Annotated in this window: 8 protein-coding genes; 4 read left to right on the top strand and 4 right to left on the bottom strand. The window is 61.6% G+C overall.

What is annotated here, in order from left to right; translation table 11 throughout:
• Nucleotides 1-84: 84 nt before the first annotated feature.
• From ligA to A462_RS08405, 4 genes are all read right to left on the bottom strand, one after another.
• Complete coding sequence (ligA, locus tag A462_RS08390; RefSeq protein WP_008437559.1) at nt 85-2442, bottom strand: NAD-dependent DNA ligase LigA; 2358 nt, start codon at nt 2440-2442, stop codon at nt 85-87.
• An 87-nt stretch (nt 2443-2529) separates the two neighbouring features.
• Nucleotides 2530-3381: a cell division protein ZipA gene (zipA, locus tag A462_RS08395; RefSeq protein ID WP_003219080.1), complete on the bottom strand. Its 852-nt coding sequence runs from the start codon at nt 3379-3381 to the stop codon at nt 2530-2532.
• A gap of 259 nt (nt 3382-3640) precedes the next feature.
• The gene (gene smc, locus A462_RS08400) at nt 3641-7129 is read right to left on the bottom strand and encodes a chromosome segregation protein SMC (protein ID WP_003219082.1); all 3489 of its coding nucleotides are present in this window, start codon (nt 7127-7129) and stop codon (nt 3641-3643) included.
• A gap of 2 nt (nt 7130-7131) precedes the next feature.
• Nucleotides 7132-7791: a GntR family transcriptional regulator gene (locus A462_RS08405; RefSeq protein WP_003219085.1), complete on the bottom strand. Its 660-nt coding sequence runs from the start codon at nt 7789-7791 to the stop codon at nt 7132-7134.
• Nucleotides 7792-8071: 280 nt separating this feature from the next.
• Here A462_RS08405 and xdhA point away from each other — a divergent pair, with 280 nt between their 5' ends.
• The 4 genes from xdhA to guaD all read left to right on the top strand — a co-directional run bounded on the left by xdhA (nt 8072) and on the right by guaD (nt 14189).
• Nucleotides 8072-9520 carry a xanthine dehydrogenase small subunit gene (xdhA, locus tag A462_RS08410; RefSeq protein WP_008437558.1) on the top strand — a complete coding sequence of 483 codons (1449 nt, stop codon included), beginning with the start codon at nt 8072-8074 and terminating at the stop codon, nt 9518-9520.
• A complete protein-coding gene (gene xdhB / locus A462_RS08415; protein WP_003219089.1) occupies nt 9513-11912 on the top strand; it encodes a xanthine dehydrogenase molybdopterin binding subunit in 2400 nt (799 codons plus the stop codon). Before xdhA ends, xdhB begins: the two co-directional genes overlap by 8 nt.
• Nucleotides 11913-12034: 122 nt before the next feature.
• A complete protein-coding gene (gene xdhC / locus A462_RS08420; RefSeq protein WP_008437557.1) occupies nt 12035-12877 on the top strand; it encodes a xanthine dehydrogenase accessory protein XdhC in 843 nt (280 codons plus the stop codon).
• Between the two features lie 7 nt (nt 12878-12884).
• Nucleotides 12885-14189 carry a guanine deaminase gene (gene guaD, locus A462_RS08425; RefSeq protein ID WP_003219093.1) on the top strand — a complete coding sequence of 435 codons (1305 nt, stop codon included), beginning with the start codon at nt 12885-12887 and terminating at the stop codon, nt 14187-14189.
• The last annotated feature ends 65 nt before the right edge of the window (nt 14190-14254 follow it).

Here is a 14254-nt window from a genome sequence, read left to right as displayed (position 1 = left end):
ATCCAGTGACGCTCCGCGTCGCAACTTTAGAGCGGACGCAGAGCGTCCAGGGCGGCGTTCCCACGCAGGGCGTGGGAACGATCATCAGACTGTGATGTTGTGCTTGGCCAAAAATGCCACGAACGCCTCTTCATCCAGCACTTTCAAGCCCAGCTCAGTGGCCTTGGCCAGCTTCGAACCCGCGCCCGGCCCGGCGACCACGCAATGGGTTTTCGCCGACACCGAGCCCGCCACCTTGGCGCCCAGGCTTTCGAGTTTTTCCTTGGCAACATCGCGGCTCATCAGTTCCAGGGAGCCGGTGAGCACCCATGTGTGACCGGCCTCGGGCAAGCCTTCGACGACTTTCTTCTCACTCTGCCAGTGCATGCCGAAGTCCTTGAGCTGTTGCTCGATGGCCAGCGCACGCCGGGCGTTTTCTTCAATATCAAAAAAGTCCCGGACGGCCTTGGCCTGCTTCTCCGGCAACGCCTGGCGCATGTCGAGCCAGTCGGCCTTGATCACGCCTTCGAGGGAGCCGAATTTGTCGGCGAGTTTCTGCGCGGCGCCCGGGCCCACGGACGGCACGTGCAGCTTGTCGAGCAAGCCGCCCAACGTGGTGCTCGCCGCAAACTCGGCGCTCAGGTCGCCCTGCTCCTGCAACTCCAGGCCGCACTCGTCCTTCGAGATCAGGGCGCCAATCACATCCTGGTTATGGCTGTCTTCAAAGAAGCTGTGAATCTCGTGGGCCACTTCCAGGCCAACGTCCGGCAAGTACGTCAGCACTTCCGGCAAGGCCTGCTGCACGCGCTCCAGGGATGCCAGCGAGCGCGCCAGCACCTTGGCCGTCTCCTCGCCCACATCGGGAATGCCCAGAGCGTAGATAAACCGTGCGAGGGTTGGCGTCTTGCTGTTTTCAATAGAGGCAATCAGCTTCTTGCTGGAAACGTCGGCAAAACCTTCCAGGTCGATAATCTGTTCGTACTTGAGCTTGTAGAGATCCGCCGGCGAGCCGATGAGTTTTTCGTCCACCAGTTGCTCGATGGTCTTGTCGCCCAGGCCATCGATGTCCATGGCCCGGCGCGAAACGAAATGGATGATCGCCTGCTTGAGCTGCGCACCACAGGCCAGGCGCCCGACGCAGCGGTACACCGCGCCTTCACTGACGGTTTCCTTGCCCTTGCTACGCTTGACCAGTTGCGTGCGCTCAACGTGGGAGCCGCACACCGGGCAGCTCTCGGGGATCTGCACCGCGCGGGCGTTTTCCGGGCGACGCTCGGTGACAACCGACACCACCTGGGGGATTACGTCACCGGCACGGCGGATGATCACCGTGTCGCCGATCATCAGGCCCAGGCGTGCCACTTCATCCATGTTGTGCAAGGTGGCGTTGGAAACGGTCACACCCGCGACCTTGACCGGCTTCAAGCGTGCCACGGGCGTCACAGCGCCGGTGCGGCCGACCTGGAATTCAACGTCAAGCAGCTCGGTCAGCTCTTCCATGGCCGGGAATTTATGGGCAATTGCCCAGCGCGGCTCGCGGGCACGGAAGCCCAGCTCCCGCTGGTAGGCAATGCTGTTGACCTTGAACACCACGCCGTCGATTTCATAGGGCAAGGCGTTGCGGCGCTCACCGATATCGCGGTAGTAGTCGAGGCAATCCTGAATCCCCTTGGCCAGCTTCAGCTCATGGCTGATGGGCATGCCCCACTTCTTCAGCTGTTGCAGGTTGCCGATGTGGGTGTCGCTGATATCCGTGGTCACGCCATAGCAGCAGAATTCCAGCGGACGGCTGGCGGTGATCTTCGAGTCCAGCTGACGCAGGCTACCCGCCGCCGCGTTGCGCGGGTTGGCGAAGGTCTTGCCGCCAACTTCCAGCTGGGTGGCGTTCAGCCGCTCGAAACCGGCCTTGGACATGAATACTTCGCCGCGCACTTCGAGGGTCGCCGGCCAGCCGGTGCCGTGCAGTTTCAAAGGAATGTTGCGCACGGTACGCACGTTGACGCTGATGTCTTCGCCAGTGGTGCCGTCGCCGCGGGTGGCGCCACGCACCAGCTCACCGTCCTGATACAGCAGGCTGACCGCCAGGCCATCGAGCTTCGGCTCACAGCTGTACTCCACCGCTGCGCCACCGCCAAACAGGTCGCCCACGGGCAGGTCCAGGCCTTCAGTGACCCGGCGATCAAATTCCAGCATGGTACTTTCATCGAAGGCGTTGCCGAGACTGAGCATCGGGATTTCGTGGCGTACCTGAGTGAACGCAGACAATGCCGCACTGCCGACCCGCTGCGTCGGTGAATCACGGGTTACCAGCTCCGGGTGCTCGGCTTCAAGCGCCTTGAGCTCGTGGAACAAACGGTCGTACTCGGCGTCCGGAATGCTCGGCTCGTCGAGGACGTGGTAACGGTAGTTGTGCTGATCCAGTTCAGCGCGCAGTTCGAGGATGCGGGTGTGGGCGGCGGTCATGGGTGTTCTCTCATAAAGCAAAAGAGCAGCCGAAGCTGCTCAATATGTTAGTGCATGGATTCTACAGGCAACGCTTAAGCTTGGACCTTAGCGCTTCTGTGTCAGGGCACGACGCTCGAACTCGACGATGCGCTGACGGTAATGCTCGATGGTCTGGGCGGTCAGGACACTGCGTTGATCGTCCTTGAGTTCGCCGTTGAGTTCCTGGGACAGCTTGCGAGCTGCCGCCACCATCACGTCGAACGCTTGTTTCGGGTGACGCGGGCCTGGCAAGCCGAGGAAGAAGCTCACCGCCGGAGTGCTGAAATGGTCGATGTCGTCCAGATCGAAGATGCCCGGCTTGACCGCATTGGCCATGGAGAACAGGACTTCGCCGTTGCCGGCCATGCTTTCGTGGCGATGGAAAATATCCATCTCGCCAAAGCGCAGACCGCTTTCCAGAATATTCTGCAGCAGGGCCGGGCCCTTGAAGCCGGCGGCGTCACGGCAGATCACGCTGATCACCAGCACCTCTTCGGCAGCCGGCTGGTCCTTGACGGATTCTTTATGGGCGCTCTTGGCCGGGGACTCATCCGGGAAGTCGTCATCACGGCTGCTGAAGCTCGGGCCTTCTTCCAGGTCCAGGTTCAGGTCGCCCTGGGATGGCTCGCTGGCCGCGCTGCGCTTGCCGCGCTTGGGTTCACGGGCTTCACGCACCGGTGCGCTCATCGACGGCAGGTCGTGCTCGTCCAGGTGCGGCTCTTTATGGTTGTCCAGGACACGCGGTGGCCCCAGCAGCTCGGCGCTGCCGTCGTCGTCCGGCAAATTGGACAGGTTGCGGTCCAGGCGAAATTTCAACTTGCCCTTGCCGCCACGCATCCGGCGCCAGCCATCAAAAAGAATACCGGCAATGACAATAATGCCGATGACGATCAGCCACTCGCGCAGACCGATTTCCATGTAATCCCGTGCCTCTAATAAAAAATGCTGAAAAATAAGGGGTTTAGCACCGTGCAAACCGCTTTAAAACGTGGCGCCAACTCTATGTTCTGAATGACGTTTTGCCCACGCATACGAAAATTTGACATTAAACTAGCACGACCAAAGATAACTTTACACCGTCTGTCAAAATGCCTTGAACAAATATGTCCATTTGCCACTTTTCCCAGACCGGTAAATCACCTTACGTCCTGCTGAAAATCCTCCTTCGACCTGCGGCTCAGGATTCCACCAGCGCCATCGCCTCTTCGACATCCACCGCCACCAATCGCGAACAGCCCGGCTCGTGCATCGTCACGCCCATCAATTGATCGGCCATTTCCATGGCGATCTTGTTGTGGGTGATATAGATGAACTGCACCGTCTGGGACATTTCTTTAACCAGTCGGGCGTACCGTCCAACGTTAGCGTCATCCAGCGGGGCGTCAACTTCGTCGAGCATGCAAAACGGCGCCGGGTTCAACTTGAAGATCGCAAATACCAGGGCCAATGCGGTCAGTGCCTTCTCGCCACCAGACAACAAATGGATGGTGCTGTTCTTCTTGCCCGGAGGCCGCGCCATGATCGTTACCCCTGTATCGAGTAGATCTTCGCCCGTCAGTTCCAAGTAAGCGCTGCCACCACCGAAAACTTTCGGGAATAACGCCTGTAAACCGCCATTAATCTGATCAAAGGTATCTTTGAAGCGATTACGGGTTTCCTTGTCGATCTTGCGGATCACGTTCTCCAGGGTGTCCAGCGCTTCGACAAGATCGGCGTTCTGCGCATCCAGATAACGTTTGCGCTCGGACTGCTGCTGGTACTCGTCGATGGCCGCGAGGTTGATCGCGCCGAGTCGTTGAATGCGCGCGGCAATCCGCTCAAGTTCTTCTTCGGCTTCTTTCTCGTTGGCCTCGGCGGTCAGGGTATTGAGCACGCCGTGCAGGTCGTAGCCGTCTTCCAGCAACTGGTCTTGCAGGGTTTTGCGGCGCACCGTCAGGGCCTGCCATTCCATGCGCTGCTGTTCGAGCTGGCCCCGGATCAGTTGCGACTGTTGCTCGGCCTGGGTCCGGCGTTTTTCCGCGTCGCGCAGTTCGCGGTCGGCGTCTTCCAGGGCGATTTGGGCGGTCTTGAGCTCTTCGTCGACGGTCATGCGCTTGTCGAGCAACTCTTCAAGCTTCAGGCGCAGCTCTTCCAGCGGGGCCTCGCCCTCCTCCAGGTTGAGGCTCAGTTGCTCGCGTTTTTCGGTCAGGCGTTCGGACTGCATTTCCAGGCGCTCAAGGGCCTGGCGCGTGGAGTCGTGCTGCGCCCGCAGGGAGCCGAGGCGCACGGCCAATTGATGGGCGTGATCCTTGTGCTGGCGAGCTTCCTGGCGCACCCGATCGAGGCGCTCGCGCAAGCTGTCGCGCTGGGCCAGCAGCAGCTCGCGTTGCTCGGTGTCCAGGGCCATGCTGTCGAGGGCTTCCTGCAGTTGCAGGCGTGCTTCGCCGACTTGTTCGTGTTCGAGGGCGCGTTGCTCGCCCATCTCCGCCACTTCTTCGTCGAGCCGGGTGCGGCGCAGGGTCAGTTGCTCGACCTTGGCCTTGCTCGCCGAGAGCTGGGCTTTCAATTCGCCCTGCTGGCGCGCTTCGTCCTGCAACAGCCGGCGCAGGTGTTCGCGGCCGGTCTCTTGCTGGCGCTGGGTGGCGCGCAGGGTTTGCAGCTGGTTTTCCAGGGACTCGAGTGTGGCTTCGCGCTCTTCGCGCTCGGCGGTCAGGTTGACAATTTCCTGGCCACGGGCCAATACGCCGCTTTCCGCTTCGCTGGCGCGCCGTACCCGCAAAAAGTGCCGGCCGACCCAGAAGCCATCACGGCTGATCAGGCTTTGCCCGGCGGCCAACTGCCCGCGCTGGGCCAGGGCCTGCTCAAGGCTGTCGACCGGCTTGACCTGGCCGAGCCAGGGCGACAGGTCAATCGCCGCCTCCACTTTATCCAGCAGGCTGCCCGGCACGCGAGTGCCGTCCGCCGCCGGGCTGAGCAAACGCAGATCGCCCTGGGCAAAACCCGCCAGGTCAAACCCGCCAAAATCATCCACCAGCACCGCTTGCAGGTCGGCGCCGAGCACGGTTTCCACCGCCAGCTCCCAACCGGCTTCAACCTTCAGGCCTTCGGCCAGGCGCGGGCGCTCGGCCAGGTGTTGGTCACGCAGCCATTCAGCCGTGCCGGTGCCCGGGTCAAGCGCCGCTTGCTGCAAGGCTTCCAGGGAAGCCAACCGGCCGTTGAGCCGCTGCAAATCGCCCTGGGCCTGCTGCTGTGCCTGGGTCGCCTGCTGCAGTTGCTGACGCAATTGCTCGAGGCGCTCCACTTGTTGTTCTTCGCTGGCTTCCAGCTCTTCCAGCGTCATTTCGCTTTCGGCGAGTTTCTCGCTCAGTTCGAGGATCGCTGCATCTTCCGGGTCGGCAGCGAGCAGCACGCGCTCTTCCACCAGGCGCCGCTGACGCTCGGCCAGGCGCTCCATGCTGGTTTCCAGTTGCTGGATGCGTGACTGCTGCACCTCAGCCTGGCGGCGCGGCTCGGCAGATTGCAGGTTGAACGTGTCCCACTGCTCCTGCCAGGCGTGCATGGTGGTTTCGGATTCTTCCAGGGCCGCAGCGGCTTCCTCGGCAGCGGCGCTGGTGACTTCCTGCTCGGGAGTGAGCATGTCCAGCTCCTCCCCAAGGGTCAGCAGCAAGGTGCGGTCGTGGCCCAGGTGCGATTCGGTTTCCAGGCGCGCACGCTCGGCTTCTTTCAAGTCGTCCTGCAACTGGCGCAAACGCTGCTGGCCGTGCTGGATGCTCTGCTCGACCCGGGCGATATCGCCGCCCACCGAATAGAAGCGCCCCTGCACCAGATTGAAGCGCTCGGACAGGTCATGGTGACCGTCCCGCAGGCGTTCGATGCTGGCGTCGGCATTGCGCTGCTCGGCCACCAGGGCTTCGAAGCTGATTTCCTGGGTGCCGATGATCGCTTCGCGCTGGCCCACCTGGTCATTCAACGCCTGCCAGCGCAGGGCCGACAGTTGCGCCTTGAGCTGACGCTCCTCGCCCTTGTATTCCTGATACTTCTCGGCGGCCTGGGCCTGGCGGTGCAGGCGCTCCAGCTGGCGCTCCAGCTCTTCACGCAGGTCAGTCAGGCGGGCAAGGTTTTCATGGGTACGGCGGATACGGTTTTCGGTCTCGCGGCGGCGCTCCTTGTACTTGGAGATGCCGGCCGCTTCCTCGATAAAGTTACGCAGGTCTTCGGGCTTGGCTTCGATCAGCTTGGAGATCATCCCCTGTTCGATGATCGAATAGCTGCGCGGGCCCAGGCCGGTACCGAGGAAGATGTCGGTGATGTCCCGGCGGCGACACTTGGTGCCGTTGAGGAAGTAGCTGTTCTGGCTGTCGCGGGTCACTTTGCGGCGAATGGAGATTTCCGCATAGGCCGCGTACTCGCCCACCAGGGTGCCGTCGGAATTGTCGAACACCAGTTCGATGCTGGCCTGGCTCACCGGCTTGCGGCTGGTGGAGCCGTTGAAGATGACGTCGGTCATCGACTCGCCACGCAGGTTTTTTGCGGAGCTCTCGCCCATCACCCAGCGTACGGCGTCGATGATGTTCGACTTGCCGCAGCCATTGGGCCCGACCACTGCCGCCATGTTACTGGGGAAGTTCACCGTGGTCGGGTCGACGAAGGATTTGAACCCCGCCAGTTTGATGCACTTGAGCCGCACGCTTAGGCTTCCGCCAACGCAGCAATGACCAGCGAGCAACTGCGCTCGCCGTAGGCCGAGAGCACCAGGCGAATCTGCGGCAGGTCACGGGCCAGCACGGCGGCGAGCAATTGCTCGAACAGCACCAGGTACTCGCTCATGGACGCCTTGCGCTGATCCAGCGCCAGGTAATAGGCGCGGTTCATCGCCGGCTGCAGGTTCTCGACGGTTTCCTGCAGGTACGGGTTGTTGGCGAACGGATAGGCGGCACGCATCACGTTGAAGCTCTCTTCGACGAAGGCGCGGATGTCCTGGCGTTCGAAGCTGGCGATCAGGCGCTGCTGGATTTGCACGAACGGCGCCATGTCGGCCTGGGTCTGCCAGCCGGCGGCGACCGCATTGCCCAGCAGGATGTACAGCTCGCCCATCAGCGTGCACAGGCTTTGCACCTTGTGGGCCGTCAGCTCGGTGACGTGGGCGCCACGGCGCGGCAGGATCGCAATCAGGTGCCGGCGCTCGAGGATCAGCAAGGCTTCGCGCACGGAACCACGACTGACATTCAGCGCCAGTGTGACCTTCTGCTCCTGGATCCGCTCCCCAGGCTTGAGATCGCCGCGAATGATACGTTCGGCGAGGTGGTGAGCGATTTGCTCGGCAAGACTATCCGGCGCCTTGAACGTCATGTTTTCCCTTCAAAATCTTCTATCGGTACAAGCGCGGCAGTGTAGCGCACTTGCCGGTTGATGGCGTACGGCCCACAGAGCGGAATTTGGCATGAAATAAGCAGCCATTAAAGTCCAGAAGCCCCCAAAAACGGCGGTTCCAGAGAACTGGACCATAATTAAGGATGTTGATATCGCATTTTCTTGACCTTTCGGTCAGAAAATCGTTGACCGAAAAGTCAGACATGACTAGATTCGGCGCAAAGCGGTTAACAACAATAATGAGTCTGCGAGGCCTTCCGTGATCCAGTTTTTACTAAACCAGGAGCTCCGTAGCGAGCACGCCCTGGACCCGAACCTGACCGTGCTCAACTATTTGCGTGAGCACCTGGGCAAATCCGGCACCAAGGAAGGCTGCGCCAGCGGCGACTGTGGCGCCTGCACCGTGGTAGTCGGCGAGTTGCACACCGACGATCAGGGCGCCGAGCAGATTCGCTATCGCAGCCTCAATTCGTGCCTGACGTTTGTCTCGTCCCTGCATGGCAAACAACTGATCAGCGTCGAAGACCTCAAGCACCAGGGCCAACTCCACAGCGTGCAACAGGCCATGGTGGAGTGCCACGGTTCGCAATGCGGCTTCTGCACCCCGGGCTTTGTGATGTCGCTGTTCGCCCTGCAAAAGAACAGTGATGCACCCGACAGCCAAAAGGCCCACGAAGCCCTGGCCGGCAACCTCTGCCGCTGCACCGGCTATCGCCCGATTCTTGCCGCCGCCGAACAGGCCTGCTGCAACAAGCCCCAGGACCAGTTCGACAGTCGCCAGGCCGACACCATCGCCCGCCTGAAAGCCATCGCCCCGACGCAAACCGGCGAGTTGAACAGCGGCGACAAACGCTGCCTGGTGCCGCTGACCGTCGCCGACCTGGCGGACCTTTACGACGCTTACCCACAAGCCCGGCTGTTGGCCGGCGGCACCGACCTGGCGCTGGAAGTCACCCAGTTCCACCGCACGCTGCCGGTGATGATCTACGTCGGCAATATCGAAGAGATGAAGCGCATCGAAAGCTTCGACGACCGCCTGGAAATCGGCGCCGCCACTCCCCTGTCCGACTGCTACAGCGCGCTCAACCACGAATACCCGGACTTCGGCGAATTGCTCCACCGTTTCGCCTCGTTGCAGATCCGCAACCAGGGCACCCTGGGCGGCAATATCGGCAATGCCTCGCCCATCGGTGACTCGCCGCCACTGCTGATCGCCCTCGGCGCGCAGATCGTGCTGTGCAAGGGCAACACACGCCGTACCCTGGCGCTGGAAGACTACTTCATCGACTACCGCGTCACTGCCCGCCAGGACAGCGAATTCATCGAGAAAATCATCGTGCCCAAAGGCGTGCCGCTGTTCCGCGCCTACAAGGTTTCCAAGCGCCTGGACGATGACATCTCTGCCGTCTGCGCGGCCTTCAACCTGAAGATGACTAACGGTGTGATCGACGATGCCCGCGTGGCGTTCGGCGGCATGGCCGCCACCCCAAAACGCGCGAAGAACTGCGAAGCCGTACTGAACGGCGCCACCTGGAATTCCGCCACCGTGGAAAAAGCCTGCGCGGCCCTGGCCGAGGATTTCACCCCGCTGTCGGACTTCCGCGCCAGCAAGGAATACCGCCTGCTCAGCGCACAGAACCTGCTGCGCAAATACTTCATCGAACTGCAAACGCCGCACATCGAGACTCGGGTGACCGCTTATGTCTAACCATCACGCCGTGGAAAAATCCCAGGCCGAACTCGCCGAACTGTTTGCCAAGGACCTGACCAGCGGCGTCGGTCGCAGCGTCAAGCACGACAGCGCCGCCAAGCACGTCTCGGGCGAAGCGCAGTACATCGATGACCGCCTGGAATTTCCCAACCAGTTGCACCTCTACGCACGCATGTCGGACCGCGCCCACGCGAAGATCCTTAGCATCGACACCGCGCCCTGCTACGCCTTTGAAGGCGTGCGCATCGTCATCACCCACGAAGACGTGCCGGGTCTGAAAGACATCGGCCCGTTGATGCCCGGCGACCCGTTGCTGGCCATCGACACCGTGCAGTTCGTCGGCCAGGTGGTGCTGGCCGTCGCCGCCCGCGACCTGGAAACCGCACGCAAGGCGGCGATGGCCGCTGTGATCGAATACGAAGACCTGGAGCCGGTGCTGGACGTGGTCGAGGCGTTTCGCAAAAAACATTTCGTGCTCGACAGCCACACCCACCAGCGCGGTGATTCGGCGGGCGCACTGGCGACCGCGAAGAACCGTATCCAGGGCACCCTGCACATCGGCGGCCAGGAACACTTCTACCTGGAAACCCAGATCTCCTCGGTGATGCCCACCGAAGACGGCGGCATGATCGTCTACTGCTCCACGCAAAACCCCACCGAAGTACAGAAGCTGGTGGCCGAAGTACTTGACGTATCGATGAACAAAATCGTGGTCGACATGCGCCGCATGGGCGGTGGTTTTGGCGGCAAGGAAACCCAGGCTGCCAGCCCGGCATGCCTGTGTGCGGTGGTCGCACGCCTCACCGGCCAGCCGACCAAAATGCGCCTGCCGCGTGTCGAAGACATGCTGATGACCGGCAAGCGCCACCCGTTCTATATCGAGTACGACGTAGGCTTCGACGACAGTGGCCGGCTGCACGGTATCAACCTGGACCTGGCGGGCAACTGCGGTTGCTCACCGGACCTGTCGAACTCGATTGTCGACCGCGCAATGTTCCACTCCGACAACTCGTATTACCTGGGCGACGCCACCGTCAACGGCCACCGCTGCAAGACCAACACCGCCTCCAACACCGCTTACCGCGGCTTCGGCGGCCCCCAAGGCATGGTCGCCATCGAGGAAGTGATGGACGCGATTGCCCGGCACCTGGCCCTCGACCCGCTGGCCGTGCGCAAGGCCAACTACTACGGCAAGACCGAGCGCAACGTCACCCACTACTATCAGACCGTCGAGCACAACATGCTCGAAGAGATGACCGCCGAACTCGAACAAAGCAGCCAGTATTTCGAGCGCCGCGAAGCGATCCGTCGCTATAACGCCAACAGCCCGATCCTGAAAAAAGGCCTGGCACTCACACCGGTAAAGTTCGGCATTTCCTTCACCGCCAGTTTCCTCAACCAGGCCGGTGCGCTGATCCATATCTACACCGACGGCAGCATCCACCTGAACCACGGTGGCACCGAGATGGGCCAGGGGTTGAACATCAAGGTCGCGCAGGTGGTGGCCGAGATTTTCCAGGTGGAAATCGACCGCGTGCAGATCACCGCCACCAACACCGACAAGGTGCCCAACACCTCGCCGACGGCGGCTTCCAGCGGCGCTGACCTGAACGGTAAAGCCGCACAGAATGCCGCCGAAACCATCAAGCAGCGCCTGGTGGAATTTGCCGCGCGCAAATATGAAGTCAGCGAGGCCGACGTTGAATTCCACAACGGGCATGTGCGGGTCCGCGATCACATCCTGACCTTTGAAGCGCTGATCCAGCAGGCGTATTTCGCCCAAGTGTCGCTCTCCAGCACGGGCTTCTACAAGACCCCGAAAATCTTCTACGACCGCAGCCAGGCACGTGGGCGGCCGTTCTACTACTTCGCGTTCGGCGCGGCCTGTTGCGAGGTGATCGTCGACACGCTGACCGGCGAGTACAAGATGCTGCGCACCGACATCCTGCATGACGTGGGCGCCTCGCTGAACCCGGCCATCGACATCGGCCAGGTCGAAGGCGGCTTCATCCAGGGCATGGGTTGGCTGACCATGGAAGAGCTTGTGTGGAATAACAAGGGCAAGCTGATGACCAACGGCCCGGCCAGCTACAAGATCCCGGCGGTGGCCGACATGCCGCTGGACCTGCGGGTGAAGCTGGTGGAAAACCGCAAGAACCCGGAAGACACGGTGTTCCATTCCAAGGCCGTGGGTGAGCCGCCGTTCATGCTCGGTATTGCCTCGTGGTGTGCGATCAAGGACGCCGTGGCGAGCCTGGGTGACTATCGCCATCAGCCGAAGATCGATGCACCGGCGACGCCGGAGCGGGTGTTGTGGGGCTGTGAGCAGATGCGCCAACTGACCGCTGCAAAAGCTGTGGAAACGGAAACCGAGCTGGCTTCGCTCTAGACCGAGGCGCTGCCATCGCGAGCAAGCCCGCTCCCACATTTGAATGTGTTCACAAATCAAAATGTGGGAGCGGGCTTGCTCGCGAAGGCGGCCGGACTGACAACAGAGATGTTGAGGTAAACATGAACAACTGGATCAGCGCCCTCGCCGACCTGCAGAACCAGGGCGAACCCTGCGTGCTGGTGACCATCATCGAAGAGCTCGGCTCCACGCCGCGCAACGCCGGTTCGAAGATGGTGATCAGCGCCGCCCACACCTTCGACACCATCGGTGGCGGGCACCTGGAATACAAGGCGATGCAGATCGCCCGGGACATGCTTGTGCGCGGCCAGCAAAACACCCACCTGGAGCGCTTCAGCCTCGGCGCCAGCCTGGGCCAGTGCTGCGGCGGCGTGACGGTGCTGTTGTTCGAACCCATGGGCCAGGTGCAGGCGCAGATCGCGGTGTTCGGCGCCGGCCACGTGGGCCGCGCGCTGGTGCCGTTGCTGGCCAGCCTGCCGTGCCGGGTGCGCTGGGTCGATTCGCGGGAACAGGAATTCCCGGAACACATCCCCCAAGGCGTGCGTAAAATCGTCAGCGAAGAGCCGGTGGATGAAATCGACCACTTGCCTGTGGGCAGTTACTGCATCGTCATGACCCACAACCACGCGCTGGACCTGGAACTCACCGCCGCCCTGCTCAAGCGCAATGACTTCACCTACTTCGGCCTGATCGGCTCGAAGACCAAACGCGTCAAGTTTGAACACCGCCTGCGGGATCGCGGTTTCGACACCGCGCAACTGCAACGCATGCATTGCCCGATGGGGCTGACCGAGGTCAAAGGCAAACTGCCTGTGGAAATCGCCATCTCCATCGCCGGCGAAATCATCGCCACCTATAACGCCAACTTCGGCCAGCACACTGCGAGCGCCGAACCCATTGCCAAACTGCTGCCGGTATCCCGCCGCAGCCAAGCGACTAACTGAGACGACCATGCCTTTGACACGCAAAGCCTACCGTGCCGCCATTTTGCACAGCATCGCCGACCCTGCCGAAGTGGGGATCGAAGCCTCCTACGAATATTTCGAGGACGGCCTGCTGGTGATCGACAACGGCCAGATCAGTGCCCTTGGCCACGCCAGCGACTTGCTCGCCAGCCTGCCCGCCGACATCGAAGTCACCCATTACCAGGACGCGCTGATCACCCCCGGCCTGATCGACACCCACATCCACCTGCCGCAGACCGGCATGGTCGGTGCCTATGGCGAGCAGTTGCTGGACTGGCTCAACACCTACACCTTCCCGTGTGAAAGCCAGTTCGCCGACAAGGCCCACGCCGAAGAAGTCGCGGATATTTTCATCAAGGAACTGCTGCGCAACGGCACCACCACCGCGCTGGTATTTGGCAGCGTGCACCCGCAGTCAGTGAACTCGTTTTTTGAAGCGGCCGAGAAGCTCGACCTGCGGATGATCGCCGGCAAGGTAATGATGGACCGCAACGCGCCGGACTATTTGACCGACACCGCCGAATCCGGCTACGCGGAGAGCAAGGCGCTGATCGAGCGCTGGCACGGCAAGGGCCGTTTGCACTACGCGGTGACGCCACGTTTCGCACCGACCAGTACACCTGAACAACTGACCCTCGCCGGGCAGCTGCTGGGGGAATACCCGGACCTCTACATGCAGACTCACATCAGTGAAAACCTGCAGGAAGTGGAATGGGTGAAAGAACTGTTCCCGGAGCGCAAGGGCTACCTGGACGTGTACGACCATTACAAACTGCTGGGTGAACGCTCGGTGTTCGCCCACGGTGTGCACCTGTGCGACGACGAATGCGCGCGGTTGGCAGAAGCCGGTTCGGCAGTCGCGTTCTGCCCGACGTCGAACTTCTTCCTGGGCAGCGGTTTGTTCAACCTGCCGATGGCCGAGAAGCACAAGCTGAATGTCGGCCTGGGTACGGACGTCGGCGGTGGCACCAGCTTCTCGCTGCTGCAAACCCTGAACGAAGCGTACAAGGTGATGCAACTGCAAGGGGCGCGCTTGAGTCCGTTCAAGTCGTTGTACCTGGCGACCCTGGGTGGTGCGCGGGCGCTGCGTCTGGAAGACAAGATCGGCACGCTGCAACCCGGCACTGACGCGGACTTCCTGGTACTGGATTACAACGCCACCCCGCTGCTCAGCTATCGCCTGAAGCAGGCCAATAACATCGCCGAGACGTTGTTCGTGTTGATGACACTGGGGGATGACCGGGCGGTGTTGCAGACGTATGCGGCGGGGCAATTGGTGCACCAACGCTGATTTAACAGGTACAACAAAACAAATGTGGGAGCGGGCTTGCTCGCGAAGGCGGTGTGTCAGTCGCT

It is taken from the genome of Pseudomonas sp. Ag1 (assembly GCF_000278565.1).
GTDB lineage: Bacteria > Pseudomonadota > Gammaproteobacteria > Pseudomonadales > Pseudomonadaceae > Aquipseudomonas.
This window is presented reverse-complemented; position numbering and strand designations above follow the sequence as displayed.

Excerpts from the sequence above, each read along its gene's own strand:
- ligA (WP_008437559.1), bottom strand. The coding sequence starts at position 2,442 with ATGACCGCCGCCCACACCCGCATCCTCGAACTGCGCGCTGAACTGGAT.
- guaD (WP_003219093.1), top strand. The coding sequence starts at position 12,885 with ATGCCTTTGACACGCAAAGCCTACCGTGCCGCCATTTTGCACAGCATC.
- xdhB (WP_003219089.1), top strand. The coding sequence starts at position 9,513 with ATGTCTAACCATCACGCCGTGGAAAAATCCCAGGCCGAACTCGCCGAA.
- A462_RS08405 (WP_003219085.1), bottom strand. The coding sequence starts at position 7,791 with ATGACGTTCAAGGCGCCGGATAGTCTTGCCGAGCAAATCGCTCACCAC.
- zipA (WP_003219080.1), bottom strand. The coding sequence starts at position 3,381 with ATGGAAATCGGTCTGCGCGAGTGGCTGATCGTCATCGGCATTATTGTC.
- xdhC (WP_008437557.1), top strand. The coding sequence starts at position 12,035 with ATGAACAACTGGATCAGCGCCCTCGCCGACCTGCAGAACCAGGGCGAA.